This is a genomic window from Achromobacter sp. NFACC18-2, from assembly GCF_900108985.1.
In the GTDB taxonomy this organism is placed as follows: Bacteria; Pseudomonadota; Gammaproteobacteria; order Burkholderiales; family Burkholderiaceae_B; genus Achromobacter.
In genome coordinates this window covers 48,926-75,363 of record NZ_FNYM01000010.1, presented here as the reverse complement: position 1 = coordinate 75,363, position 26,438 = coordinate 48,926, and the positions used below count along the sequence as shown (strand labels likewise).

The 26,438-nt window shown below is 64.6% G+C and carries 27 protein-coding genes; 3 read left to right on the top strand and 24 right to left on the bottom strand.

Going from position 1 to position 26,438, the window contains the following annotated elements; translation table 11 throughout:
- Positions 1 to 276: 276 nt before the first annotated feature.
- From BMW75_RS16580 to BMW75_RS16570, 4 genes are all read right to left on the bottom strand, one after another.
- A complete protein-coding gene (locus BMW75_RS16580) occupies positions 277 to 615 on the bottom strand; it encodes a hypothetical protein (protein WP_217646950.1) in 339 nt (112 codons plus the stop codon).
- 480 nt (positions 616 to 1,095) lie between these two features.
- Positions 1,096 to 1,368, bottom strand: a complete 273-nt coding sequence (locus BMW75_RS29180; RefSeq protein WP_139208552.1) for a hypothetical protein — start codon at positions 1,366 to 1,368, stop codon at positions 1,096 to 1,098.
- Positions 1,369 to 1,559: 191 nt separating this feature from the next.
- Positions 1,560 to 2,030 (bottom strand): hypothetical protein, encoded by a 471-nt coding sequence (locus tag BMW75_RS29175; protein WP_139208551.1) that lies wholly within the window; start codon positions 2,028 to 2,030, stop codon positions 1,560 to 1,562.
- A 341-nt stretch (positions 2,031 to 2,371) separates the two neighbouring features.
- On the bottom strand, positions 2,372 to 2,653 hold the full coding sequence (locus BMW75_RS16570) for a helix-turn-helix domain-containing protein (protein ID WP_092580919.1): 282 nt from the start codon (positions 2,651 to 2,653) through the stop codon (positions 2,372 to 2,374).
- Between the two features lie 526 nt (positions 2,654 to 3,179).
- Between BMW75_RS16570 and BMW75_RS16565 the strand changes: the two genes are divergently transcribed.
- Entirely contained in the window at positions 3,180 to 3,470 is a 291-nt protein-coding gene (locus BMW75_RS16565; RefSeq protein ID WP_175493198.1) for a barstar family protein, read from the top strand.
- 480 nt (positions 3,471 to 3,950) lie between these two features.
- Here BMW75_RS16565 and BMW75_RS16560 read toward each other — a convergent pair whose 3' ends face one another.
- From BMW75_RS16560 to BMW75_RS16550, 5 genes are all read right to left on the bottom strand, one after another.
- Positions 3,951 to 4,430 (bottom strand): DUF4291 family protein, encoded by a 480-nt coding sequence (locus BMW75_RS16560; protein ID WP_092580915.1) that lies wholly within the window; start codon positions 4,428 to 4,430, stop codon positions 3,951 to 3,953.
- Positions 4,430 to 4,648 carry a hypothetical protein gene (locus BMW75_RS16555; RefSeq protein WP_092580913.1) on the bottom strand — a complete coding sequence of 73 codons (219 nt, stop codon included), beginning with the start codon at positions 4,646 to 4,648 and terminating at the stop codon, positions 4,430 to 4,432. Before BMW75_RS16555 ends, BMW75_RS16560 begins: the two co-directional genes overlap by 1 nt.
- Before the next feature lie 325 nt (positions 4,649 to 4,973).
- A complete protein-coding gene (locus BMW75_RS29170) occupies positions 4,974 to 5,366 on the bottom strand; it encodes an SMI1/KNR4 family protein (protein WP_139208549.1) in 393 nt (130 codons plus the stop codon).
- Positions 5,367 to 5,523: 157 nt separating this feature from the next.
- Positions 5,524 to 5,733, bottom strand: coding sequence for a hypothetical protein (locus BMW75_RS29165; protein WP_139208548.1), 210 nt, complete (start codon positions 5,731 to 5,733; stop codon positions 5,524 to 5,526).
- Between the two features lie 15 nt (positions 5,734 to 5,748).
- Positions 5,749 to 6,588 (bottom strand): IclR family transcriptional regulator, encoded by an 840-nt coding sequence (locus BMW75_RS16550; RefSeq protein WP_175493197.1) that lies wholly within the window; start codon positions 6,586 to 6,588, stop codon positions 5,749 to 5,751.
- Between the two features lie 172 nt (positions 6,589 to 6,760).
- On the opposite strand from BMW75_RS16550, the gene BMW75_RS16545 reads away from it, so the two are divergent.
- Both BMW75_RS16545 and BMW75_RS16540 read left to right on the top strand, forming a co-directional pair.
- On the top strand, positions 6,761 to 7,750 hold the full coding sequence (locus BMW75_RS16545; protein ID WP_092580911.1) for a Bug family tripartite tricarboxylate transporter substrate binding protein: 990 nt from the start codon (positions 6,761 to 6,763) through the stop codon (positions 7,748 to 7,750).
- 67 nt (positions 7,751 to 7,817) lie between these two features.
- Entirely contained in the window at positions 7,818 to 10,169 is a 2,352-nt protein-coding gene (locus BMW75_RS16540) for a cytochrome P450/oxidoreductase (protein ID WP_092580909.1), read from the top strand.
- 151 nt (positions 10,170 to 10,320) lie between these two features.
- On the opposite strand, the gene BMW75_RS16535 is transcribed toward BMW75_RS16540, so the two are convergent.
- The 15 genes from BMW75_RS16535 to BMW75_RS16465 form a co-directional block, all read right to left on the bottom strand.
- Positions 10,321 to 11,625, bottom strand: a complete 1,305-nt coding sequence (locus BMW75_RS16535) for an ABC transporter substrate-binding protein (RefSeq protein WP_092580907.1) — start codon at positions 11,623 to 11,625, stop codon at positions 10,321 to 10,323.
- 36 nt (positions 11,626 to 11,661) lie between these two features.
- A complete protein-coding gene (locus tag BMW75_RS16530; RefSeq protein WP_092580905.1) occupies positions 11,662 to 12,786 on the bottom strand; it encodes a zinc-dependent alcohol dehydrogenase family protein in 1,125 nt (374 codons plus the stop codon).
- A 14-nt stretch (positions 12,787 to 12,800) separates the two neighbouring features.
- On the bottom strand, positions 12,801 to 13,553 hold the full coding sequence (locus BMW75_RS16525) for a glucose 1-dehydrogenase (protein WP_076516964.1): 753 nt from the start codon (positions 13,551 to 13,553) through the stop codon (positions 12,801 to 12,803).
- Between the two features lie 27 nt (positions 13,554 to 13,580).
- Positions 13,581 to 15,017 carry an aldehyde dehydrogenase family protein gene (locus tag BMW75_RS16520; RefSeq protein ID WP_092580903.1) on the bottom strand — a complete coding sequence of 479 codons (1,437 nt, stop codon included), beginning with the start codon at positions 15,015 to 15,017 and terminating at the stop codon, positions 13,581 to 13,583.
- A gap of 18 nt (positions 15,018 to 15,035) precedes the next feature.
- Positions 15,036 to 15,692, bottom strand: coding sequence for an ABC transporter ATP-binding protein (locus BMW75_RS16515; RefSeq protein WP_092580901.1), 657 nt, complete (start codon positions 15,690 to 15,692; stop codon positions 15,036 to 15,038).
- Positions 15,693 to 15,695: 3 nt separating this feature from the next.
- Positions 15,696 to 16,436 (bottom strand): ABC transporter ATP-binding protein, encoded by a 741-nt coding sequence (locus BMW75_RS16510; protein ID WP_076516970.1) that lies wholly within the window; start codon positions 16,434 to 16,436, stop codon positions 15,696 to 15,698.
- 2 nt (positions 16,437 to 16,438) lie between these two features.
- Positions 16,439 to 17,419 (bottom strand): branched-chain amino acid ABC transporter permease, encoded by a 981-nt coding sequence (locus BMW75_RS16505; protein WP_092580899.1) that lies wholly within the window; start codon positions 17,417 to 17,419, stop codon positions 16,439 to 16,441.
- Positions 17,419 to 18,324, bottom strand: a complete 906-nt coding sequence (locus BMW75_RS16500) for a branched-chain amino acid ABC transporter permease (protein WP_076516974.1) — start codon at positions 18,322 to 18,324, stop codon at positions 17,419 to 17,421. The genes BMW75_RS16505 and BMW75_RS16500 overlap by 1 nt, the downstream gene beginning before the upstream one ends.
- Before the next feature lie 281 nt (positions 18,325 to 18,605).
- A complete protein-coding gene (locus BMW75_RS16495; protein ID WP_254792044.1) occupies positions 18,606 to 19,196 on the bottom strand; it encodes a DUF4340 domain-containing protein in 591 nt (196 codons plus the stop codon).
- Positions 19,193 to 20,572, bottom strand: a complete 1,380-nt coding sequence (locus BMW75_RS16490; RefSeq protein WP_092580895.1) for a GldG family protein — start codon at positions 20,570 to 20,572, stop codon at positions 19,193 to 19,195. Before BMW75_RS16490 ends, BMW75_RS16495 begins: the two co-directional genes overlap by 4 nt.
- On the bottom strand, positions 20,569 to 21,282 hold the full coding sequence (locus tag BMW75_RS16485; protein WP_076516979.1) for an ABC transporter permease: 714 nt from the start codon (positions 21,280 to 21,282) through the stop codon (positions 20,569 to 20,571). Before BMW75_RS16485 ends, BMW75_RS16490 begins: the two co-directional genes overlap by 4 nt.
- On the bottom strand, positions 21,279 to 22,238 hold the full coding sequence (locus BMW75_RS16480) for an ABC transporter ATP-binding protein (RefSeq protein WP_092580893.1): 960 nt from the start codon (positions 22,236 to 22,238) through the stop codon (positions 21,279 to 21,281). The genes BMW75_RS16485 and BMW75_RS16480 overlap by 4 nt, the downstream gene beginning before the upstream one ends.
- Before the next feature lie 9 nt (positions 22,239 to 22,247).
- A complete protein-coding gene (locus BMW75_RS16475) occupies positions 22,248 to 23,108 on the bottom strand; it encodes an N-acyl homoserine lactonase family protein (RefSeq protein ID WP_076516983.1) in 861 nt (286 codons plus the stop codon).
- Between the two features lie 323 nt (positions 23,109 to 23,431).
- Positions 23,432 to 25,411: an aconitase family protein gene (locus BMW75_RS16470; RefSeq protein ID WP_092580891.1), complete on the bottom strand. Its 1,980-nt coding sequence runs from the start codon at positions 25,409 to 25,411 to the stop codon at positions 23,432 to 23,434.
- 10 nt (positions 25,412 to 25,421) lie between these two features.
- Positions 25,422 to 26,396, bottom strand: a complete 975-nt coding sequence (locus BMW75_RS16465; RefSeq protein ID WP_175493196.1) for a tripartite tricarboxylate transporter substrate binding protein — start codon at positions 26,394 to 26,396, stop codon at positions 25,422 to 25,424.
- Positions 26,397 to 26,438: the final 42 nt, after the last annotated feature.

Here is a 26,438-nt window from a genome sequence, read left to right as displayed (position 1 = left end):
TTTTATTTTCCCCCGGAAAACTATCCGCCAATTTCGCGCCGACTTCCACGAGAACGTCGGTCGATATTATTTTATGAGTTTCAGCAGAATATCTCGTAAATTCAGGATGGGCTTTAAATACCCCATCTCGGCGCATCCTTCTAATATCATTTAGAACATTGGACACGGTGTATCTAAGACCCAACGGCAGCTTACTCAAATCCAAAACACTTGTACTATTTTAACTAACCGCTCGAAATTAAAGCCCCCCCGACAGAGCACTTTTTCTACCTGCGACTATTCGCCTTCAATTTCTGCCAATAAAGCGGCCATAAAAGCGCGCCGATCGGTGATTTCATCGTCAAATACAAGCTCCACACCTTCAAAGAGAGCGCAAAATTTCTCAGATGGATCGGCTAAAAACATGCTTAGCAGATTTCTTCTTCGATCCTGCGCAGTCTTTGTGTATGTATGGAACTCAGGCAAAAGAAGCGCTTGAACCGCACTGGCTACACCGTTAGGGCTATTCACATCCAGTCCATGAAGCTGTTCACAGTCCGCATCGCTTACAAAATTAGCGTCAAAAACCTTAAGCAAACTGAGCAAATCCAACATGTCTTTTTTCACTTTCATCATTTCCCCCAAATTGGGAATGCCGTATTTACCTGGCCATTCCTAAACCAAACCTGAGCTGAGTACGATTCACCATAGGTCAGCGAAGTCTTCTTGTAGCCGTCACCGATCAAGTAGTCGAAGCTAATAGGCCACTCGTCCAAGGTCACATCACCGATCAACCGCGCGCCGTCCGCCCCATCTCCCGACAGGCTTGGAATCCCATCCTCTTGAAATCCGAGTAGCGCGACAGCTCATGCTTAACCTGAAGGACTGTCGGATTGACTGGAAGCTGCTTCATCCTAGTCCCGTGCGCACGCGCAATGAAGCTTGGATTGCCTTCTGTGCCGTAAACCAACACCCCTTGCCTTTAAAGGTATCGCGCAGCTGGCGTAGCTTTTCAGCGGGATATAGCGCGCCATTGAACGCCGCGGCGCTAGATTCAGCCCCAACCGTATATGGAACAACAATTGAGGAGGCTCACTGATTGGCCCTGGCACCCTATCAACTATTGACCAAGGCCGAATCAATCGTACGCAGAAAGGTTCGTCGAACAAACTCTTCGGCCTCCTTCTCACATCCAAAGGCACCCACATCACATTCATCAAGCAGTTTCTGCCAAGACAATTCTCCGTCAGAGAATGCTTCAGTCAGTTCCCTCGGAATTCCTTCGGGAAGCGGCAGGTGTTTCAGATAATTCCCGAAGGCTTCCATAGCTGAATCCACATCCATTCCAGCCTGGACGCCAAAGATTCCTTCTAGCGTGCGGCGAATCAATGGGTACTTATCTTTATTTTTTCATTCTTATGGCCTGGTGACCTGCTCAGATTTTCCACACCACCGGAATTTTGTGGGCGGATTACATCGCCCCCGACGATTGGATCGAGGTCCAACTTTTTCTGGAGGGAGGAAAGGGTGATAAGTGCGGATCGCTCCGGTAGCGGCGGCATGACCTCCGCCACGTACCGCTACGCCCTTTTCGTAAATACGAGCCCACCGGCCGTCGGGTGCACCTTCGCATCCCTCATGGCCCATGGGGTTAGATGCAGCGGTATCACCACCCTACTGACCCCACTTTCTGCAAACAACAGATTCACGACAGCAACTTCCAAGTTTCGCTGCAATTGATCCGGCTGGATCACCTGCATGCCAACAAAGGGAGCAGACAAGAAGTCGGTTATGAAAACCGAGGCGCCATCACGCATGCCAGCAAAATGAGGAGATACCGCAGCTCCACGACTGGCGCTAATGCGACAAAGCTGAGATTGCTGCAACCTGGTGATTACCTGCTGCGCCAGATCGTCAGTTGGCCTTTGTGCTTCTGCGCGCGGATTACCATAACCCTCTGTGATAACAAAGCACATTGCTTCCTGCCTTAGCTGCTTGGCGATGGCATCCCAAAGAGTTGGACACTTTTCTGGATTTTCAGGAAATAACATTGAGCCTCCAGATCAATTGGAGCCGTAGAGCTTGCATGGGGCGTAGCAGCTCGAAGGATTGCTTTCTCGATTTCATCAATTGGGGCGGAGCCTGGTGCATGGCGACGCTCGCGAAAATGTGGCTACGGCAAGATTTTGGCTGGGCGCAAGCGTAATAGATTTTCGAGATCTTCGGCCGCGGCCAACGTCTCCAGAATGCAACTTGCATTCCCTTCGTTTCGCCCCGCTGCAAACCGATCGCCTACTCGATAGAGACATGATGGGGGGCCTTATACCGGTGACGGAGTCCAGGATTTTTGCGGCCGCGGAGTAAGAGCCATCAACTCAGGGACAACGAGTTGTCACGCGGCCCCGTGCACGCGCATTTCCACCTGCAAACCTGCGGCCGCCGCCATCTTCACCAGCGTATCCAGTCCAAACAGGTCGATTTTTCCCCGCATCAGTTCGGATAGCCTAGGCTGAGTAACGCCGAACAGGCGGGCGGCCTCCACCTGGCTGATTCCTGACTGCGTGATGTGGTGCTTCAACGCCATCATCAAGACGGAACGCAGCTTCATGTTCTCTGCTTGCGCAGGGCAGTCTTCGATGGCATCCCACACGCTGTCGTACTGTGAGTTTCTCATCAGGTCAGTTCCCTCGACGAATCCCGGTATCGCGTTGCAGACAGGCCCAAGTCTGGTTGTCGGGTCTTATGCAATTTCTTTTGAAAGCAATGCAGCACCTGGACCGTCTCGGAGAACTTGGCGCCGTTCCCTAAGCTGCTGACGAGGGACACTGTCGCGAGTCACGCCTTTGCTGTCGATCAGATTGGTCCGAATCTTGTCGACAGTCTTCGGGAAACCGGTCGACTCCCCGCACACTTCGTGACCAAAGCCGAGGCTATGCAAGCAGGTTGGAAGCCAGGCAAAGCCCTGAACAATTCTGTTCCGGGCGGCCAATTTGGTAGGGATAGGTTTAGAGAGATACGGGAGCGATTGGTTTGCCTGAAGCTCCCAATCGAATCTGGTACGAAGCATATATCGGACTCAGCAGTACAATGAGTCGAGCCAATCAGCCTGGCACGCGCTTACTCGATTCCAACGATGGCATGGGATTCTTGCCCCCCGACCATTACGAACGTCCGTACTAACTCCCGAACTGAATGAATCCGTGATCATTGTCATCAATGGAAGCGCAATCCACAGCGAGCGCGATCTGCACGAGTCCTTGAAGACTCAGCTCCAACTGGGTGATTTCTACGGCTGCAACTCGGCTGCGTTATGGGATCGTCTAACGACAGATGTTGAGCGACCAGTTCACATCGTTTGGGAAGACTCAGAGAGCAGTCGCATCGCTTTGGGCGATGCAACGTTCTCGAAGTATGTAAAGCTCTTCAATAACGTTGCTGAGCAGGACGAGGAGTACGGATGGGACGATAGATTCTTGTTCACGCGTAAATAGAGGCGGCGCGCCTTAACGACGCGCCGTTGTTCCAAGCAGAGGAAGGGCGGTAGCAAGTGATCCAGCCCATAGCGCTTACCAGTACGAGCAGCTTAAGCGTGATCTTCTTCCAAGAGATTGCTCATCCTGGCGATTTGATATCGGTCCGGTTTTTCTGCGAAATCTTGTGGCTGATGCGAGCCCCGTGCCGGGCCATTGACGGATGCGTAGATGAATAACCTTTATGAGTTCACTATGAAAATTCTCCGTTGGGATTCCACGGAGCTGCCTGAGGAGCGAACGGGCGCCTATGTCACCTGCTACGCTGCAGCACCTGACTACCAAGCAGCGGTGAGGAAGGGAGTATTGGCTATTACACAGATGGGATATAAATTCGACGACCTGAGGAATGAGGTGAGAGAAATACCTCTTGCGTCGTGCGCCGAATATCTGATCAAGGTCTGGCCTGATTACCTCGATCAAATGCCAACTGCGGCTCAGTTACCCGACGTGGTAAAGGCGGGGCAGGTGTTCTTCGGTCCGTTCGCGGGGTTTACTGGCTAGACAGCCTCCCGTTGGCATAGCGCTTGATCTGATCCAATACCAACGGATATACGGCTCCACTGGCAAGAGGGACTTGGCCGCATCCAGCTTCTTCTCGATAACCAGCGCGTGGATGCCATGTGCCAATTCCGTCGCATCCGTGATTTGCAGTATCCATTCCTTCACATGGAGATCGACCGCTTGCTTACTCAGGCCGATCTGAATGGCTCGGCTTGGCAATGGTTGTAGCAGCAGGCCCCGCTCTGGATCCCATTGGGCGCGCACAGGGGCGTTCTCCTTTGCGTGCTGCCATTCTTCTTTGCTCATCGATTCGTCAGGGTGGCTTTGACAACTGTGGGGCAGTGCCCAATCAAAGCCTTCAAGCGAAATGTCAATTTCGAGGGAATTGACGATGAGCATGAAGGTGGAAGGCGACATCAAACTCTGATCGAGACGATGCGAACACCAAGATCTTTCAGTCGCCGAATCGCAGCATCTGCCAGCGCGTCATCACTGATAGGCAAGTAGAACTCCCGGCCTGCTTCATTTGTGTAGCAGAGCGTCTCCGAGACGGGAGTTAGCCGAATGAAGTAATCCTCCAAGCGGCCCCCATTTCCGAACAGGAACTCGTCGATATCTTTCGGGTTAGTAGTCATGATGACCTGCTCTGAGCTTTTTACACCACCGGGATTTTTTGGGTTGATGACATCACCCCCCGACGATTGGATCCATGCCCCCCACTTTCTGCAAGCAACGGTTTCACGGCAGCAACTTCCAAGTCTTGCTGCAATTGTTCCGGCTGGAGCACCTGCACGCCAAGATCGGAAGAAGACAAGAAGTCGGTTATGAAAACCGAGGCGCCTCCACACCTACCCGCAAAATGAGGCGATGCCGCTTTTTCCTCGACTGGCGCTAATGCGACAAATCTGAGATTACTGCAACCTGGTCATTACCTGCTGCCACAATCGCATACTTTGCGCATCAAGAAATTTGAGATATTTTATCTCGTATAAAATCTTGAAAGGTAGGGAATATTTCCTCGATTATTTTGCTAACAGGATCCACCTCCACGACCTTCCAATCACCACCTCGAAATCCAGTGCAGTAACCCTGAAAATCGTCGCCAAAGAGAAACACACCACCCGCTCCAGCTAGGTCCTCACCATATAACTCAACGGATTCTATTAACCCACTATAAATCATATAACTCGCGTTTCCCAATTCCCCCGCACCGATTTCCAATAAAAAATCAATATAATCTTTCGGCGGATTTAGCATGAAAGGATTTGAATCAGCTGCAAACTCGACCGCAACCAAACCATCAAATGGGGTGCCTCGCCCTTTTTTCGCCGCTAGGTCATCGTATGTGGACACAACTTTCTTCCTTATCTGTTAAATATGTCGATCGACGGCCTGCCCGATCGACGCAAACTAGCATGGCGCTAATCTTGCGCCCACGAGATTTGCCCCCCTCGTAAAGAAGATAGGAAGGACTAAGCTGCATAACGAGCGGCCCGTGCCCTGACCTGCTTCACGCTGATAAAGCATCGACAGACTGCGACGACACGGCCATTTCCATCGCCATTTTGGTATGGTTGACCCCATTTGATGCAGACTGCTTTTTTAGCTCATCAAGAGCATAGACAAGCTCCACACGGCAGCCAACACGGACAAGAGGGACATCTATCTTGTCGTTGACGTAGATCCCGACATCGCGCATCAGGTCGGTCCGAATCTGCACGACTTCAGCGGACGATCACCCCGCCACATACCCCAACGCCACACTGGCCGCCAGCGCCTCCCGCTTCACCGCCTCGACCACCGCCCCATCCGCCGACACATCAAACCCGCCCGTCGCACCCAGCGCGGTCAATACCGCGCAGACCCGCCCGGTATGGTCATACAGCGGTGCGGACACCGCGCTGATGCCGCGCAGATTCGTGTCCTTGACGGTGGCGCACCCCGACGCCCGTACCTCGCGCCGCAGGGCGCCGATGGGGTCGTCGCGGTCCAATAGCGCGCGCTGCTCGGGCGGGGCGTCGGCCAGTTCGGCTTGCGCCAGCGCCTGCACGGACGCTTCGTCCAATAGCCCCAGGAACGCGCGGCCCGTCGCCGACCACAGCATCGACAGCACCGACCCGACGCGCACGTTCACGGTGACTGGCAGGCCGGGTTCCTCGAAGCGCACGATGGTGGGGCCTTTGTTGCCCATGACCGCGATGAAGCAGGTGACGGCCAGGCTTTCGCGCAGGCGTACGAGCGCGGGTTCGCCGATGCGCAGGGGGTCGGCCTGGCGCATGGCGGCCACGCCGACGTACAGGGCTTCAAGGCCCAGGTGGTATTGCTGAGTGGCGACTTCCTGATCGACCAGGCCTTCGGCGATGAGGCTCATCAGGTAGCGGTGCACCTTGGCCGGGCTTTCGCCGACGTGGGCGGCCAGGGTGGTGAGGCTGGCGCGGCCGCCCAGGCGGGCCAGGCCCTTGAGCACCGACATGCCGGTTTCCGCGGCCTGCACCCGTTGACGGCGCTCGCGCGGGCGGGCGGACGAATCGGGGACAGGTTCAAGGCCGGATTCAGAGGAGTGGGTTTTGCTCATGAGGGATGCGACTCCAGGACTTCAGGACGGCGCCCGCAGGCGGTCGACAAGACCCAGAGCCTGGAGCGGCATCAAGGTTAACCCCTCTTCAAAAATTACGCATTGCGTATATGATTTACGCAAACGCAAACAAGGAATGCAGTTTTGACATTCCTCAACAAGGAGACTTCCCATGCGCAGTGTTAAACACCATGTCCTGGCCGGCCTGCTGGCCCTGCCCCTGCTGGCCGGCGCCAGCGCGTTCGCCCAGCAGCCGGCTGCCGACTATCCCTCCAAGCCCGTGCGCTGGATCGTGCCTTACGCCGCGGGCGGCGGGTCGGATTTCCTGGCGCGCAGCATCGGACAGGGGCTGACCGGCCGCCTGGGCCAACCTGTGGTGATCGAGAACAAGCCGGGCGGCAATACCGCCATCGCGGCGTCGGAAACGGCGCGCGCCCCGGCTGACGGCTACACCATGCTGTCCGCCGACAACGGCACGCTGGTGTTCAACCCCGCGCTCTACAAGAAGCTGTCGTACGACCCGGCGAAAGACCTGGCGCCCGTGACGCTGATGGGACGCTTCCCGATGATCCTGGTGGTCGGCCCCGCCATGAAGGTCAATACCGCCAAGGAATTCCTTGCGGACGCCAAAAGCCGCAAGGAAGGCCTGGATTACGCCTCGGCCGGCGCCGGCAGCCCGCATCACCTGGCCATGGAATTGCTCAAGGTCGAGGCGGGCCTGACGATGACGCACGTGCCGTACCGTGGCGCATCGCCCGCGCTGGCGGACGTGGCGGGCGGACAGGTTCCCGCCATGATGGTGGACCTGGCCGCGGGCGCCGGTTTCATCAACGGCGGCAAGGTGAAGGCGTTGGCCGTCGCCAACCCGACGCGCCTGCCCCAGTTGCCCGACGTGCCGACCTTCGCGGAACTGGGCCTGAAGAACGTGGAAGCGTCCGCGCAAGTGGGCGTGGTGGTCCCGGCCGGCACGCCCAAGCCGGTGATCGACGCGCTGAACAAGCAGGTGGTCGCCACCATCAACGATCCCGCAACGCGCCAGCGCCTGGTGGAGTTCGGCATCGAGCCGGTGGGCAACACGCCCGCCCAATACGCCGAGATGCTGACGAGCGAACGCGCCCGCTGGCAGAAACTGATCAGCGACCTGGGCATCACGCTGGATTGAGCATCGCCCGCCCGCCGCGCGTTGCCCCGCGCGGCGGGCCCGCAAGACGAACACACGGAACATCGCCATGAGCCAAGCAACCGCCTCCCCGCGCCCGACGAGCTGTCCCATCGACCACGCCGCGCTGGCCGCCGCGCAGAGCCCCACCGGCTGTCCGGTCAGCGCGCGCGCCGCCGCCTTCGATCCCTTCGGCGACGGCTATCAGCAGGATCCGCCGGAGTACGTGCGCTGGGCGCGCGAACAGGAGCCGGTGTTCTACAGCCCGCAACTGGGTTATTGGGTGGTGACGCGCTACGACGACATCAAGGCGATCTTCCGTGACAACATCACGTTCAGCCCGTCGATTGCGCTGGAGAAGATCACGCCGACCGGGCCCGAGGCCAACGCGGTGCTGGAATCGTATGGCTACGCCATGAACCGCACCCTGGTGAACGAGGACGAGCCGGCGCACATGCCGCGCCGCCGCGTGCTGATGGACCCGTTCACGCCCGAGGAGCTGAAGCACCATGAACCCATGGTGCGCCGCCTCACGCGCGAATACGTGGACCGCTTCATCGACGACGGCCGCGCCGATCTGGTGGACCAGATGCTGTGGGAAGTGCCGCTGACCGTGGCGCTGCATTTCCTGGGGGTGCCGGAAGAGGACATGGACCTGCTGCGCCAGTATTCCATCGCGCACACCGTCAACACCTGGGGCCGTCCCAAGCCCGAAGAGCAGGTGGCGGTGGCGCACGCGGTGGGCAACTTCTGGCAGCTCGCGGGCAAGATCCTGGACAAGATGCGGCAGGACCCGTCCGGCCCGGGCTGGATGCAATACGGGCTGCGCAAGCAGCAGACCCATCCGGACGTGGTGACCGATTCGTACCTGCATTCCATGATGATGGCCGGCATCGTCGCGGCGCACGAGACCACGGCCAATGCCTCGGCCAATGCGATCAAGCTGCTGCTGCAGCACCCGCAAGCCTGGCGCGACATCTGCGAGGACCCGGACCTGATCCCCAATGCGGTCGAGGAATGCCTGCGCCACAACGGTTCGGTCGCCGCGTGGCGGCGGCTGGCCACGCGCGACGTGGAGATCGCGGGCGTTTCCATTCCGGCCGGCGCCAAGCTGCTGATCGTGACCTCGTCCGCCAACCATGACGAAGGCCAGTTCGCCGACGCCGACCTCTTTGACATCCGCCGCGAAAACGCCAGCGACCAGCTCACCTTCGGCTATGGATCGCACCAGTGCATGGGCAAGAACCTGGCGCGCATGGAGATGCAGATATTCCTGGAAGAGCTGACGCGCCGCCTGCCGCACCTGAAGCTGTCCGAGCAGACCTTCACGTATGTGCCCAACACGTCATTCCGCGGCCCCGAACACCTGTGGGTGGAATGGGATCCCGCGCAAAATCCGGAGCGCGCCAATCCGGCCCTGCTGGACGGCATGCATCCCGTGCGCATCGGCGAGCCGTCCTCGCACGCCATCACCCGGCCGATGGTGGTGCAACAGGCGGAGCTGGCCGCCGAGGGCATCCTGCGTCTGCGTCTGGCCTCGCCCGACGGCAAGCCCCTGCCCCGCTGGACGCCGGGCTCGCACATCGACGTGGAATGCGGCGACACCGGCCTTTCGCGCCAGTATTCGCTGTGCGGCGACCCCGCCGAGACCGGCGTGTTCGAGATCGCGGTGCTGCGGGAAGCCGACGGCCGGGGCGGCTCGGCCTGGATGCATGCGCATGCCGTGCCGGGTGCGCGCCTGCGCATCCGCGGCCCCCGCAATCATTTCCGGCTGAACGAATCCGCCGCCCGGCTCATCCTGATCGCGGGGGGCATCGGCATCACGCCGATCAGCGCCATGGCGCGCCGCGCGCGTGAACTGGGCCTGGACTACACGCTGCACTACAGCGGGCGTTCGCGGCGTTCCATGGCGCTGGTGGACGAACTGGCGGCGCTGCACGGCGATCGCCTGCACCTGCACATCAAGGACGAGGGCGGGCGCGCGGACTATGCGGCCCTGCTCGCCCAGCCCACGCCGGGCGCGCAGGTGTACGCCTGCGGCCCGCAAGGCCTGCTGGACGCGCTGGCGGGCTGCTGCGCGGCGTGGCCCGAGGACGCGCTGCGCGTGGAACACTTCCACTCGACGCTGGGCACGCTGGACCCGACCAAGGAGCAGCCTTTCGAGGCGGTGCTGAAGGATTCGGGCATCGTCATCACGGTGCCCGCCGACCAGACCCTGCTGACGGCGCTGCGCGGGGCCAACATCGACGTGCAGAGCGATTGCGAGGAAGGCCTGTGCGGATCGTGCGAGGTGCGCGTGCTGGAAGGCGACATCGATCACCGCGACGTGGTGCTGACGCGCGCGGAGCGCGACGCCAATAACAAGATGATGGCGTGCTGCTCGCGGTCTTGCGGAGGGAAGCGGGTCGTGCTGGAGCTGTAGACGGTGTCTGACACCCGGCAGCGTTGGCTTCGGGTGTGTCGCGGTGCTTCAGGGGTGTCAGACACCTGAAGTGCGCACAAAAAAACGCCCCGGCGATTCACGCCGGGGCCATCCCTGCACCACACACTGCTGCTTGCTCAATCCTTCCCGATCAGTTCGGGAACACCTTGATCTGGTCGCTCTTCAGGACGTCGGGGGTCAGGCTCTTTTCAATCCAGGCCATCGACGTGTCCGACACCCCCGGCGTCACCAGCTCGGCCGGCACGATGGTGATGTCGGCCAGCACCTTGAACGGGTACTTGTCGCTCTTCTTGGTCACGCCGAAGAGCTGCGCTTCCAGCGCCTGGCCGTCGGCGCGGTGCATCTTCACTTCGCGGCCGTAGCCTTTGAAGCTCACGTCATGCATGGCGGCGGCCACCTGTTCGGGCGTGGGCCAGTTGCCACCGTTTTCCTTGATGGCCTTCTCGTAGCCCGCCTTCAGGCCGTTGATGCCCTGCACCATGTGGTAGACGGAATAGATCGGGTAGGCGCCGGTCTTGTCGTGGAATTTCTTCACGAAGGCCTGGTGCTTGGGGTCGTCCTTGGTTTCCGGATGCAGGAAGTAGTGGTCGCCGCGCGCGCCGACCAGCACGCCTTCGGGCAGCGCGTTGCCCAGGCGTTCCAGCGAGCTTTCCGCCAGCGACAGCACGAAGGTCGAGTTCTTGAAGAGGTTGCGCTGCGAGGCCTGGCGCACGAAGTTGTCCAGGTCGCCGCCCCACGAGGTGGAGACGATCACGTCCGGCCGCAAGGCCTGCAGACGGCTGATCTCCGTGGAGAAGTCCGCCGCGCCGAACTTGGGGAACATCTCGGCCACGACCTTGACGTCGGGCTTGAACTTCTTGAGCGCGGCCAGGAAGATGTCGCGCGAATCGCGGCCCCAGGCGTAGTCCTGGTTGACGATGGCGATGGTCTTGAAGTCGGGCTTGACCTTCATCAGGTACAGCACCTGCGCGACCATTTCGGTGGTGGCGTTGGCCTGCGTGCGCACGACGTATTTGTAGTTCTTGCCTTCCAGCGCCTTTTCGGTGCCGCAATCCCACATCACGTTCAGGACCTTCAGGTCCTCGGCCACGGGCGCGACGATGTTGCAGTGGCCGCTGGAAATGGCCGACAGCATGACGCGCGTGCCGCCCTCCGCCAGGCGTCGGTACTCGGACAGCAGCTTTTCGCCGCCGCCGCCTTCGTCGATGTAGCTGGGCACGATCTTCACGCCGTCGATGCCGCCGTTGGCGTTGATCTCTTCGATCAGGATGTCGGCCGCGTCGCGCGCCGGCACGCCGAACACCGAGGCCGATCCCGACAGGAAGGTCGAGATGCCGATATTCAGTTCCTTGGGCTTGTCGGCGGCAATCGCCAGCGTGGCCAGGCCCGACAGCAGGGTGGCGCCCAGCAGGGCCGCCAGTCGTGAGGTCTTCATGGTGTTGTCTCCAGTGTTGTAGTCGGGTCTGTGCCCTTAGAAAACGATGGCGTCGCGCAGGCTGCCGCCGGTGGCGAGGTGATCGAACCCCTCGTTGATCTGGTCCAGCGAAAAGGATCGGCCCATCATCCGGTCCACCGGCAGCCGTCCGGCCTTGTACAGGTCGATGTAGCGGCTGATGTCGATGGCCGGCACGCCCGACCCCAGGTAGCTGCCCCGAATCTCGCGCTCTTCGCCCACCATCTGCGACAGCGACAGCGGGAAGCTGAACTTGGGATTGGGCAGGCCGGAGGTGACGGTTGCGCCGCCGCGGCGCGTCAGCTTGTAGGCGGTTTCAAAGGCAGGCACCGCGCCGGCCATGTCGAAGCCGAAGTCCACGCGCCCGCCCGCCAGGTCCATGAGGTCGTCGTCGGTCTTGACCTGTTTCGGGTTGACGATGTGGGTGGCGCCCAGTTCCCTGGCCAGCGCCAGCTTGTCGTCGCTGAGGTCGATGGCGACGACGCGGCGCGCGCCCGCCGCCACGGCGGCCAGCAGCGCGCTCAGGCCCACGCCGCCCAGGCCGACGATGGCGGCGGTGTCGCCCATCTTGATCCGCGCGCGGTTGATGACCGCGCCCGCGCCAGTCAGCACCGCGCAGCCGAAAAGCGCCGCCTCGCGGTGGCTGAGTTCGACGTTGACCTTGACGCAGGAGCGCCGAGACACCACGGCGTACTCGGCAAAGCACGACACGCCGGTGTGGTGGTTGATGTATTCGTCGCCGATGTGCAGGCGCCGTTCGCCGCCCAGCAAGGTGCCCTGGGTGTTGGCGGCCGCGCCGGGCTCGCACAGGGCGGGACGGCCTTCCATGCAGGGGTTGCAGCAGCCGCAGCTTGGCACGAAGACCATGGCGACGTGGTCGCCGGCTTTCAGGTCGGTGACGCCGGGACCGGTCTCGACGACTTCGCCCGACGATTCATGGCCCAGCACGATGGGCACGCCGCGCGGCCGATCGCCGTTGATGACCGACAGGTCGGAGTGGCAGAGCCCCGCCGCCTTGATCCTGACGAGCACTTCGCCGAACCCGGGCGGGTCCAGTTCGATGTCCGCGATGGTCAGGGGCCGGGTCTGCGCGTAGGGGCCTTCGACCCCCACGTTCCGCAATAGCGCCGCTTTGATTTTCATGCGCAGCCCCTTGCCTAGACGGTGCGGCCGCCATCGACCGGGAATTCCACGCCGGTGATGAACTCGGCCGCATCGCTCGCCAGGAACAGCGCCGCCGCGGCCACGTCGGACGGCTGGCAGAAGCGGCCCAGCGGAATCGTCGACACGAACTTCGCGCGGTTCTCGGGGGTGTCCGGCAGGCCCATGAAGAGCTCGAACATGCCGGTGACGCCCATGACCGGGCAGATGGCGTTGACGCGGATGCCTTCGCCGCCCAGTTCGACGGCCATGGACTTGGACAGCACGTTGACCGCGCCCTTGGACGCGTTGTACCAGCTGAGGCCCGGACGCGGACGGATGCCGGCAGTGGAGCCGATGTTCAGGATCACGCCGCGCTTCTGCTTGCGCATGACGGGCACGACGGCCTGCGCCATGTGATAGATGGACTTGACGTTGATGTCGAACATGCGGTCGAAGGTGGCCTCGTCCACGTCCAGCATCGGCTGGTTCTTATGGGTGATGGCGGCGTTGTTGACCACGATGTCGACGGCCCCGAACTTGTCCAGCGCGGCGCGCACGACATTGTCGATGTCGGCGCGGCTGGACACGTCGGCCTTCACGGCCAGCGCGGCGTCGCCGATGTCCGCGGCCACGCGGTCGGCGGCTTCTTTATTGATGTCGGCGATGACCACCTTGGCGCCTTCCTTGGCGTACAGCTTGACGATGCCCTCGCCAAAACCATTGCCCCCGCCCGTGACGATCGCAACCTTGCCTTGCAACTGGCTCATTTTCTGTCTCCGTATGATGCGCGGCGATCACTCGCCATAGAACTGAATCAGGGTCTTGGTCGTGCTCATTTCTTCCAGCGCGATGAAGCCCTTCTCGCGGCCATGGCCGCTCTTCTTCACGCCGCCGAAGGGCAGTTCCACGCCGCCGCCCGCGCCAAAGCCGTTGATGTAGACCTGGCCGCACTTGATGCCGCGCGCCACGCGCTGCTGGCGTCCGCCGTTCTCGGTCCAGACCGCGCCCAGCAGGCCGTAATCGGTGGCGTTGGCCAGGCGGATGGCCTCGGCCTCGTCCGCGAACGGCAGCGCGACCAGCACCGGCCCGAAGATCTCCTGCGTCAGTAGGTCGCTGTCGTGGCTGGTGGCGGCAAAGAGCGTGGGTTTGACGAAGAAGCCGCCCTTGGGCACGCCGTCGGCGATGCCGCCCTCGGCCGCCACCGTCAGGCCCTCGGACAGCCCCTTGGCGATGTAGCCGTTGACGCGGTCGTACTGCGCCTTGTTGACGACGGGCCCGCAGGTCAGGTCCATGTCCGGCGTGCCGGCGCGCACCTTGGAGAACTCCTCACCCAGCGCCTTCATGAAGTCCGCGTAGATGCCCTTCTGCACCAGCAGGCGGCTGCCCGCCGTGCAGGTCTGCCCGGTGTTGTGGACGATCCCCTTGACGATGGCGGGAATGGCCAGCTTGTAGTTGGCGTCGTCAAAGACGATGTGCGCCGACTTTCCGCCCAGTTCCAGCACGCACTTGACCGCGTTGAGCGCGGCGGCCTGCTGGACCAGCACGCCGACCTCGTTGGAACCGGTGAAGGTGATGAAATTGATGCCCGGATGCCGCGACAGCGCCGCGCCGGCCTCTTCGCCCAGACCCGTCACGATGTTCAGCGCGCCCGGCGGAAAGCCCACTTCCAGCGCCAGTTCCGCCACGCGGATGATGGACAGGCAGGCGTCCTCGGCCGGCTTGACGACGGCGGCGTTGCCCATGGCGAGCGCCGGCGCCACGCTGCGGCCGAACATCTGCGCGGGATAGTTCCACGGGATGATGTGGGCGGTGACGCCCAGCGGCTCGCGGATCAACTGCACCGAATAGTCTTTCTGGAACGGAATGGTCTGGCCGTGCACCTTGTCCGCCGCGCCGCCGTAGAACTCGAAGTAGCGCGCCAGCACGGTGATGTCGCCGCGTGCGGTGGACATGGGCTTGCCGGTGTCGCGCGATTCGAGCTGCGCCAGTTCCTCGTGATGCGCCAGCACGCTTTCGCCCAGGCGCATCAGCAGCCGGCCGCGCTCCAGCGCCGTCATGTCGCCCCAGGCGCCCTCCAGCGCGTCGCGCGCCGCCTGCACCGCGGCATTAACGTCGGCCTGCTGGCCGCGCGGAATGGTGGTGAACACGTCACCGTCTACGGGGGAAACGACCTCGATCGTGCGCCCGTCCTGGGCGTCGACCTGGCGGCCGCCGATAATCATCTGCGTCATGGAATGTCTCCGTGGAGTTCAGTTCAGCGTGATCGAGCCGCGCTCGATCGTCCATATCTGGTCGGGAATGTCGCCCAGCAACTTGACGTTGGATTCGGTGATCACCACGCACAGGTCGGGCTGCATCTCCTTCAGCCGTCCCAGCGCCTCGGTGTAGTCGCGCGCCAGCTTGGGCGCGAGGCCCTGGAAGGGCTCGTCCAGCATCAGGAGCCGGGTGCCGACCATGACCGCGCGCGCCAGCGCCACCATCTTGCCCTGCCCGCCCGACAGCGCGGAGCCCGAGCGCTTGAGCATGGGCTCGATCTGCGGCACCACTTTCAGCACCGTGTCCATGCGCGCCTGGATCTCGGCCTTGGACTGGCCCTGCACCTCGCAGGGCAGATGCAGGTTTTCCTCGACCGTCATGGTCGGGAAGATGACGCGGTCTTCGGGTGCGTAGCCCACTTTCATGGCAGCCCGCCTGTGGCCGGGCAAGGCAGTGAGGTCGGCGCCGTCGAAGGCGATCGTGCCGGAGCGGATGCGCGTCAGGCCCATGATGGTGCGCAGCAGCGTGGTCTTGCCCGCGCCGTTGCGCCCGACGATGCCGATGGTGCGCGAGGATTCGAAGTTGGCGCTGACGTCGCGCAGGATGCGATTGCCCGCCAGGTCGACATTGATGGCCGATAGATTCAACATGGTTCAGGCCCCCAGCACTTCGCTTCTGATCTGCGGATTGTTCAAGACCTCGTCGGGCGATCCGTCCGCGGCCACCTTGCCCGCGATCCAGGCCGCCACGCGCGTGGCGTAGCGCGACACGATGTCCACGTCGTGTTCGACGAACCAGCTCGTCACGCGGCGTTCGTCCAGCGCATGCATCACGGTTTCCATCAGCCCGAACTTGTCTTCGGACGCCACGCCGCTGGTGGGCTCGTCCATGATCAGCAGCTTGGGCTGCAGCGCCAGCGCCATGGCCACGTCCAGCAGCTTGCGCTTGCCCTCGGGCAGCTCGATGCAGGCCTCGTCGGCGTCGGGCAACAGGCCCACCAGGTCCAGGGTGGCGTCCACCTCGCGCCCGTCGATGGTGCTTTCCAGCGAGCGGAACCAGCTCAGTTCCTTGTTGCGGCGCGCGGCGGCGATCTGCACGCACTGGCGCACGGTGTGCTCGGTAAAGAGCTGCGGAAGCTGGAACGAACGCCCCATGCCCAGCCGCACGATCTTGCGCGGCGCCATGGCGGTGACGTCCTTGCCGTCGAAGTACACCTTGCCCTTGGAGGGCGTGAGGTAGCCCGTGCAGATGTTGATGAAGGTGGTCTTGCCCGCGCCGTTCTGCCCGATCACGGCCAGGCGTTCGCCTTCGTGCAGTTCGAAGTTGATGTTGTCGGCGGCCACCACGCCGCCGAAGGCCAGGTACAGGTCGGTGGTTTGAATGAGGGGTTTCATCGTCAGTTCCTTGCCGCGACCTGCACGGGAGCCTGGGCGCGGCGCTGCGCGCGCTCGCGCGACTTGATGCGCTTGGTGATCTGGCCGACAAAGCCCGTGGGGAACATGAAAATCACCAGGATGAGCGTGAGGCCCAGCAGGAACTGCCACAGTCCCGGGAAATACGCGGCGGAGATCAGCTTGACGGATTCAAAGCCCACCGCGCCCAGGAATGCGCCGGCGGCATGGCCCGCGCCGCCCAGGATGGTGATGAAGACGAACTCGCCGGAGCGCAGCCACGAACCGATTTCCGGCGTGACCAGCCCCTGCATCAGGGCCAGGATGGCGCCCGAGAAGCCCACGACCACGGCCGACAGCAGGTAGCCCTTCCACATGATGAAGTAGGCGGAGAACCCCAGGTATTCGATGCGCGTTTCGTTGGTCTTGATGGCCGACAGCGCCTGGCCGCTGCCTGAGCGGAAGTAACGCTGCACCCACCAGCCCAGCGCCAGCGACAGGACGAGCGTCAATACCAGCAGCGCGCGTTCGAAGGATTCGCGCTCCATGGCGATGCCGGCCAGGGTCGGACGCACGATGCGCATGCCGTCCGAGCCGCCCGTCAGCGTGTAGAGCTTGCCCAGCAGCGCAAACAGCACCATGCTGAGCGCCAAATTCAGCATGCCGAAGAAGATGCCGCGGTAGCGCACCACGAACAGGCCGATGACGACAGCGGCGGCGAAGCTGGCGGCCACGCCGGCCAGGATCAGAACCAGCGCGTCCAGGCCGGGCATGGCCTTGGCCAGGAAGGCCACGGTATAGGCCGAGATGCAGGCGAACATGGCGTGGCCGAAGGAAATCTGCCCGGCGCGCGCCATGACCGACACGCCCAGCGCGGCGATGGCATAGGTCAGCCCAATGACGATGGGCGTGATGGTCCAGGAATAGGTGTAGCCGAGGAACAGCGTGAACAGCGCGGCCAGGAGGCTGAGGACGGGGACTTTCATCAGATCGTCCTCGCTTGGGCAACGGTGAACAGGCCGTGCGGACGGATGATCAGCACCAGCACCATGATGATGTAGGGAATCGCCACTTCCAGTTCGGGCGCGGTGTACACGGCGATGGCGCGGATGATGCCGATGAGAAGCGCCGCGATCAGCGCGCCGGTGATCTGGCCCAGCCCGGCGGTGGCGACCACGGCGAACGACAGCACCGTCATGTCCGTGCCCGCGCCCGGGACCAGCGAGGTGGTGGGCGCAGCCAGCGCGCCGCCCAGCGCCCCCAGGATGGTCGCGATCACGAAGGTGACGTAGCCGATCTTCTTGGCATTGATGCCGAGCGAGGTCGCGACCTCGCGGTTGTGGGTCGTGGCCACCGTCTGCTTGCCCAGCTTGGTGTGGCGCAGGAAGTATTCCAGGCACACGTAGGCCAGCAGCGCGGTGACCGGCACCACCACGAGCTGGTAGGTGGTGTAGGTGATGTCGCCGATTTCGATGTTGCCCAGGCGGTTCACGACTTCGCTCGCGCTGTAGGGCTGCGCGCCCCACAGCAGGCGCTGGATGTCTTCCAGCATCAGGAATGCGCCGAAGGTGAGCAGGAGCTTGAGGATTGGGTCGTAGTTCTGGGCGCGGCGGATCAGGACGAACTCCATGATGCTGCCCAGCGCCAGGCCCACCGCGATGGCGGCCAGGAACAGGGCCGCGAACAGCAGGAAGGGAGAGTCGGTCTTGGGCGCCAGGAACATGACGAGGCTGGCCGCGGCATAGCCGCCGAAGGCGTAGAACGCGCCGTGGGCGACGTTCAGTATGCCCATCACGCCGAACACCAGGGTTAAGCCCATTGATACCAGGAACAGCAGACTGGCGTAGGCCACGCCGTCCACCAGGGCGAGAGGCAGTAGATCCAAGGTCAAGCGTCTTCTCCCAATACGCTGAGCACGGGCGCGGCGATGATCGAATGCGCCGCGCGGCGTGCGGGCTTGCGCCCTGGACGCGCCCGGCGCGTCCTTGTCTCGTTGTCAACCTTGCCGTGCCCGCTGCGCGGTGCGTGTATTTGCTGCGTGCTGCGTACTTCGTGCTGCGTGCGCAAAGGGCCGGAAGGCGCTTTATTCAGGCTGTCGGTTCGCCCCGCCAAGTCGCCGGGCAAACCCGCCTGGGTATGTGTGCGAAGTATAGGTAGGGGTTTATCGGCCAGCTATTTATCTTTGTGCAAGGCGGGTTTAACAAGCGGTGGAGTGGCCGCCGGCTGCGGCCCGGCCGCCCCCAATGCGGCCAGGGGCGCCCGCGTCTGATAGTCCGGGATAATCCGGATCTGCGCCTCGTCCGGCAGGCGTACATAACGGCCTAGTCCATCGGGCGCAAGCGCCCCCACGTCCAGCAGGGCCAGGCGTTCGCCCGCGGCGTCGCGCACGTCGATGCGCAGTTGCGGCGGCGCGAGGCCATAGTTCTCGCCTTCCTGCGGCGTCAGCGTGCGGTCGCTGCGGGCCTGGGAAAACAGCGCGACGAAGCCGGCCGCGTCAAATTCCGCCGCCTGCCCGGGCGGCGTGGCGGCCCATCCCTGCGGACCGCGTATCAATTGGACTGAGCCGGCGGCCGAGGCCAGCGTCACCTGCGCCGCGCGGCCGGCGTCCCAGGCATAGAGCCGCGCGGGTTTGCCGCTGTCGTCATGCAGATGGGTGTGGCCGTGGTGCTGCGCCGGCGATTCCGCGGCCTCGTGCCATTGCCACGCCGACAGCGCGATGCCGGCCGCGAGCAGCGCGGGCCAGACGGCGCGCGCGGCGCTCACCGGCGCCTCCACCACAGCAGCAGCCCGGTCAAAAGCGCCAGCAGGGGCAAGGCCACCGTGCTGGTCCAGAACACCGCGCGCATCTGCCGGTTGGTCAGCTCGACGCGGCGGTTTTCGTAGTGGCGCGGGCGGATCGACAGGAGCGCGTCCTCGCCCGCCAGCAGCGTGACGGCGTTGGTGAACAGCGCGCCATTGCCCAGCGTGGCGAAATGGCGGTTGATCGCGAAGTCGCTGTCGCCCGCCACCAGCAGCGTCGGCCGTGCGGCGCCGTCTTCGCGGGCGGCCTGCGCACTACGCGTGGCCAGCGCCATCAGCGTGTAGCGCGACGGCGGCTGGCCGGGCGGATGGGCCTGGGCGGAGGTCTGCGCCAGCGGCGTCACCACCACGCCGGGCGGCAGGCCGTCGCCCGCCGGTTCCAGCCCCGCGGCCCCCGGAAAGAAGCTCAGCGGCAGGCCGCGCGTCATCTTGTGGCGCGTGTAGTCGCTGACGGCCGGGCTGCCGGGATCGTTGCGGTAATGGCTGCCGGGGTCGCTCAGCGCCCCCGGCGCCAGCGCAATCCCGAAATCGGCCAGCAGATCATCCAGGCCGTGCCGCGTGTCGGGCTCCAGCAGCAGGAGCGTCTTGCCGCCCGCGGCGGTCCAGCGGCGCAGCGCCTGCGCGTCGTCCTCGCCGAACGCCGTGCGCGGCCCGGCCGCCACCACCACGGCGCAGCGCGGCAAGGCCTGCGCCAGGCTGCCCGCGCCGACGGCGCGCGTGGAAAACCCCAGCGTCTGCAAGGCGTTGCGCGCCATCGCCATGCCGTGCTGCTCGTGCACCTCGACGCGGGCCACCAGGTTCTCGTCGTGGTCGTGTTCCTCCAGGTCGTCCAGCGAAGTCAGGCTGTCCAGCATGGCCTCGCGGTGGCCCTGCGTGAAGCAGACCGTCTGCGCCCCATTCTGGCTGATGCGGATGAGCGCATTGGTGAAGTCGGTCTCGGTGCCGCCGTTGATCGTGGTGCGCCGCTCGCCCGAGGCCAGCACGGCGCTGCCCGCGAACTGGATGCCGGCGGCGCGCGCCTCGGCCGGACGCAGGGCGGGGTCCACGCCGCGCACGCGGATCAGCGGGTTCTCGCGCTCGTACTGGCGCAGCAGTTCCAGCGCGTCGACCATGCTTTTGTTGCGCAGGTCGTAGAACCAGGTCACCTCGACGGGCTGGCGCACCTGGCGCGCAACCTCCAGGCTTTCCGGCGCCAGGCTGTACACCCGCTGCGCGGTCAGGTCGATGCGGCCCAGATGGCGCGACGCCCACAGATTCAGCGCCAGCAACAGCGCGGCGACGGCCAGCACGGGCAGCCACAGCGACAGCCGCCGCCCGGCGCGGCGCAAGGCGGGGCTCATCGCAGCCTCCAGCGCTTCAGGTTGACCGATGCCACCATCAGGGCCAGCACGGCCACGCTGGCCAGCGTGACGGTCGCGGGCCCGGGCAGCACGCCCCGGATGAAGTCCACGTGCTGGGCCGACAGCGACAAGGCCTGGAAGAACGGCGACAGCGCCGGAAACGCGTCCAGCGCGGCCGGGTAGTCGATGAACCACAGCAGCACCAGAATGCCCCAGGTGGCGCTGGCGGCCACGATCTGGTTCGCGCAGGCGCTGGACACGGCGATGCCGATCGCCAGGAACAGCGCGCCGTACAGGAAGACCCCGATGTAGCCGCCCACGATGGGGCCGTAGTCCGGCTCGCCGTACCAGGCCAGCGGCAGCACCGCCGACATGGTGCCCGCCAGCATCAGCGCCAGCATGGTCAGCCCGGCCGCGTACTTGGCCGCGACCAGCGTGAAGTCCGACAACGGCAGGGTCAGCAACAGTTCCAGCGTGCCCTGCCGCGCCTCTTCGGCAAACGCCCGCATGCTGACCAGCGGCATCACCAGGATCAGCAGGATGGTCATGTTGTGGAACGCCGTCACCATCTGGCCGGTGCTGACGAAGAACAGGTTGAAGCTGAACAGGTAGCCCGACAGGGCCCAGAACACCGCGACGACGGCCAGCGCGACGGGCGAGCCGAAGTCGGTGCGCAATTCCTTGCGGTACAAGGCCGCGAAACCCTTCATGCGCGTCTCCGTAGCGGGGGATCGTTGGGCGCCAGCGCCGCCAGCAGGCGGGCCTCGACGGCTTCCTGCGCCGGCAGCACGGCGCGCAGCTCGGCGTGGGCCAGCGCCACGCGCATCGCCGCGTCGCACGCGGCCGCGCCGGCGGCCGGGGAGTCCCAGGCGATGCGCCACTTGCTGTGGCCGCCATCCAGCAGGGAAATGTCCACGGTCTTGACGCCCGGGCAGGCGGACAGGGCCGCGTGCAACGCGCCGTGCCGGGCCGTGGGCAGGGCAAGCTGCAGGTGCAGCGCCGTGCGCGATTCGCCCAGCGCCTGGTCCTGCACCAGCCGGCCCTCGCGCAGGATGGCGATGCGCGAACACAGCGCCTCCACTTCCTGCATCAGGTGGCTGCTGAACACCACCGCCCGGCCTTCGGCGCAGCGCCGGATCATCGCGCGCGCCTCGACGATCTGCACCGGATCCAGGCCGTTGGTGGCCTCGTCCAGCAGCAGCACCGGCGGGTCGTTCAGCACGGCCTGCGCCAGTCCCACGCGCTGGCGCTGCCCCTTGGACAACCGCCCGATCACCGAGCGCGCCACGCCCTGCAGATCGAAGCCGTCGATGGCGCGCTCGATGGCCAGGCGGCGCGCGCGGGCGCCGCCCTGCACCTTGACCCCGGCGCCGAACTCCAGGTATTGCGTCACCGTCAGGGCGTCATACAGCGGCGCGCGCTCGGGCAGATAGCCGATATCGGCATTGCCCCGGCCCGGCGCGGGCGCGCGGCCGCGGATGGTGATGCGCCCGCTGTCGGGCGTGTAAAAGCCCGCCATCAGGCGCAGCGTGGTGGTCTTGCCGCTGCCGTTCGGTCCCAGCAGGCCCAGGATCTCCCCCGGCCTGACGGACAGGCTGAGGGAATCCAGGACCTGGCGCGGCCCGAACGACTTGCAGACCTGGTGCAAGGCGACGGCGGGCTCCATGGCGCGCGCTCAGTCGAAGACTTTGGTCTTGGCGTTCTGCGCGTGCTGCTCCGCGTCGTGGCTGTACCAGAGCTGGCCCTGGCGCGCGTCGCGGATCTGCTTGAGGCGGTCGATGGCCTGCATGGACGCCGCCGTGTTCCAGGTGATGCCGGGGATCACGCCCGCCTCGTTCTCGCCGGTGTAGATGGCGTCCGCCGCCAGCAGCACGGTGCCGGTCTTGGGCAGCTTCACCTGCAGGGACTGGTGGCCCTGCGTGTGGCCCTTGGTGTCCAGCAGCACGATGGTGCCGTCGCCGAACAGGTCGAAGTCCCCTTCCACCTGGATGAAGTCGTAGTCGCGCGTGGTGTCGAAGTCCTTCATCACGTAGGCGGCGCGCTGGAATTTCTCGGGCCACCAGGCGGCGCGCAATTCGGCCTTCTGCACCACGTGCTTGGCCTTGGGGAACATCTTGATATTGCCGGCGTGGTCCAGGTGGAAGTGCGAGTAGACGACGTACTTCACGTCGCTCACGTCAAAGCCCGCGGCCTTGAGCTGGCGGTCGATGACCTCGTCGCGGCCCTGGATGGAATTAAAGGCGCCGCACAGGCCCTGTCCCCAGTAGTTGGCGCAATTGCCGTCCGCCGTGGCCTGGTTCATGCCGGTGTCGAACAGCACCAGGCCGCGCGGGTGCTGGATCACGTAGGCGGGCACCGGAATCTTGATCTTGGTGCCTACGTCGACCATGGCGGTCATGAAGCCCTTGTCCAGCTCGATCTTGCCCACCGACAGCTGCATCAGCTTCACGTCGGTGGGCGGCGCGTCGGCGGCTTGCGCCCATCCGCCCGCCATCACCGCCACCGCCCCAACCATTGCTTTCCAGCTCTTGCTCATTGTTGTCTCCTCGGACCAACAGGGGGAAGCCGCAGCCATGGCGGCGCGGCCAGTCAGCAAGCTCCCGGTGTGTCCCGGGTTCACATCGTCGACAGGGTGTTTCCCGTGCAAGGGCGCCTTGCGGCAGGCCGCAGCGCGCGCGATCGGGGCGCTCGGCCGGAAACGGCATCTGGCGGCCGTTTTCTCTGTTGCGCACTCTGACGCAGGCGCGAAGGGCTGCCAATTAAGGATTGATTAAGCAGGGCTTCGCCGCCGGCGAAGTGGGGGGAACCCTAGTAGCCGGACGGCGGGCCCGTGCGAGGCGGGCGGCCAGGAGTCGAATTTCAATCGGCCGCGTGGCGCGCCTGCAATTCCGCGAAGGACACCAGTTCCCCCGCCAGCGCGCTGGCCATGACCGTGGGCGGACTGGCCAGCCAGACGCTGCCTGGCCCCGACCGGCCCGGGAAATTGCGGTTGATGGCGCTGATCGTCACCTGGAAGGCGTCGGTGGACGATCCGGGTCCGCAGTTGGCGCAGGCGCCGCACGACGGCTGCAGGATGCGCGCGCCCACCGCGGCAAAGGTCTTGTCGTAGCCCCGTGCCACGCAGTAGTCCCGCACCGCGGTCGTGCCGTACTGCAGGAACAGCGTCACGCCCTCGGGCAGCGTCAGCCCGCGCGCCACCGCCCAGGCCAGGACCTGATGGTAGTGATCGAAGTCCTCGCGCTTGCCGGCGGTACAGGAGCCGCCATAGGCGATGTCGATGCGCGGCCGCGCCGTCAACGTCGACAGGGGCACGCCGTTGCCCGGATCGCCCGGCGCGGCCACCAGCGGCGACAGCGCCGCGCAGTCCACGCGCAGGATGGCCGCGTATTCGGCGCCCGGATCGCTGCGCATCCACGGTTCGATGCCGGCGTCCACGCCGCGGCGTTCGCGCAGGAAGCGCGCGGTCTCGGCATCCGGCGCGACGATGCCCGTCAGCCCGCCCAGCTCGGCGGTCATGTTGGTCAGCGTGGCGCGCTCGTCGATGGACAGCCGGGCGATGGCCGCGCCCGCAAACTCGAACACCTTGCCCACGCCCGCGCCCGCGCGGATTTCCGGCAGGGCCAGCAGGTGCAGCACGATGTCCTTGGCCGTGACGCCGGGCGGCGGCGCGCCGTCCAGCTCGATGCGCAGGCTGGCCGGCAGCGTCAGCCGGACGGCGCCCGTGACGAAGGCATTGGCCATGTCGGTCGTGCCCACGCCGAAGGCCACGCAGCCCAGCGCGCCGCTGTGCGGCGTGTGCGAGTCCGTGCCCACCACGACCTGTCCCGGCAGCGCGTAGTGCTCGGCCATCATGGCGTGCGAGATGCCGGCCACGTTGGCGCCACCGTCGCGCGCCGCCTCGGCCTCGGTCAGCGTGCGGTGCTGGCGCAGCGCATAGGCGTCGGCAAAGTCGCGCTGCGCCTGGCACATGGCGCGCACGTTGGGGACGATGCCCGCGCGCACGTGGTTCGGGCTTTCCTCGACGTACGAGGTGTGGTCCTCGAACACCACGATCCGTTCCGGGTCCACCAGCCGCAGGGGCCGGCCGAACCGCGCATGCAGCATATGGGCGGCCATGCCGGTGTAGTACTCATGGATGAAGCGCCAGTCCGCGCGGATGAAGACGCCCGCGCCCTGCACCGGGTCGGTCGCCGTCGCAGGCGTCTGCAAGAGATGGCGCAGCACGATTTTTTCGAACAGCGTGCGCGGCGCCGGCCCTTCCCGGCCGGCCGCGGGCGCAACGTCGCGCAACTGCGCCTGTCCGAAGGCCAGCAGCCCGCCCGCCCTGACGATGGCCGCGGCCAGCGCGTCACGGCCCGCGACGATCTCGTCGACCGTGATGCGCTCGCCCCGTTGCAGGCGCGCCGCGAGGCCCATGTCGGTGCTGGTGTAGAGCCCGATGTTGTCGGCGTTCTGGCGATAGATGCGCTCGAAGCTTTCCGCGATGACCAGCCGCACGCCGGCCGACTTCTCGGCCATCGGGCTGTGCTCGCGCGAGGAGCCTTTGCCGTAGCGCTTGCCCGCGACGACCACGTTGATGCCCGCCTGCCGGACCGCATCGATGCCGATGGGCAACGCGCCGTCCGCCCGAAAGCCGGTGTACGGGTAGCGGCCCAGCTTCTCGTCGAAGTGCGTCAGGATCGGCACCGGCGTGATCTCGTCGGTGGAGATGTCGTCGCGCAGCGGCGCGGCCGCTTCCTGCGACAGCGCCGCGCCGTCGAGCTGCGCGGCCACGCGCGCCGGATCTTGCGACAGAAAGAGCAGGCGGGCCGGGGCGTCGAGGATGGTGGCGGCAGTCATGGCGATACGGTCATTCGATGGTGACGCCAGCCGCCTTGACCAGCGCCTGGCTCTTGGTGAGTTCCGCAGCGAGCGTCTGGGCGGCCTCGCTGGCGCTGGTGCCCTGCGCCACGAAGCCCTGCGGCGACAGCGCCTTGAGCACCGGGGCCGACTGCATGGTCTGGCGGGTCGCGGCCTGCAGTTTTTGCACGATGTCGGCGGGCAGCCCGGCCGGCCCGATCAGCGCAATCCAGGCGTCGTACGAATAGCCGTTTACGCCGGCCTCGTCCAGCGTCGGCACGTCCGGCAGGACCGCCAGGCGCCCGGGCGTGCTGACGGCCAGCGCCCGCAGCTTGCCGGCCTGCACCTGCGCCAGCACCGAGGGGGTCGCCAGGAAGGCGACCTGGATCTGTCCCGACATCACATCGGTGATCAGGGCATTGCCGCCCTTGTACGGGATATGCATCATGTCCACGCCCGCCTTGGACTTGAGCAGCTCGCCCGCCAGATGCAGGACGCTGCCCGTGCCCGACGAGCCGTAGTTGATCTTGCCGGGTTGCTCGCGGGCGGCCTTCAGCAGGTCGCCCATCGTCTTGTACGGCGAGTTTTCCCCCACCACGACCACCAGCGGCGTGGTGCCGATGACGGAGATGGGCGTGATGTCCCGGACGGTGTCGTAGGGCAGGCTCTTGTACAGGCTGGGATTGATGGCGTGGTTGGACGACACGATGCCCAGCGTGTAGCCGTCCGGCTTGGCCGACACGAGCTGGCGCGTGCCGGGAATGCCGGCCGCGCCCGCGAGGTTTTCGACGATCAGGGGCTGGGCCAGCGCCTTGCCCAGGTTCTCGGCCACCACGCGCGCCACCACGTCGGCGGTCGAGCCGGGCGAGGTGGGCACGATCAGCCGGATGGGACGGTCCGGATAGCCGGCCGCCGCGGCGGTCGACGCCGCGCACAGGGCGCCAAGGGCGAGCGCACAGCCCGCAAGGATTCTGGTGGGGGTCATGGTGTCTCCGTATAGGACGCAGCGGGGTCTGGATGCCCCGTA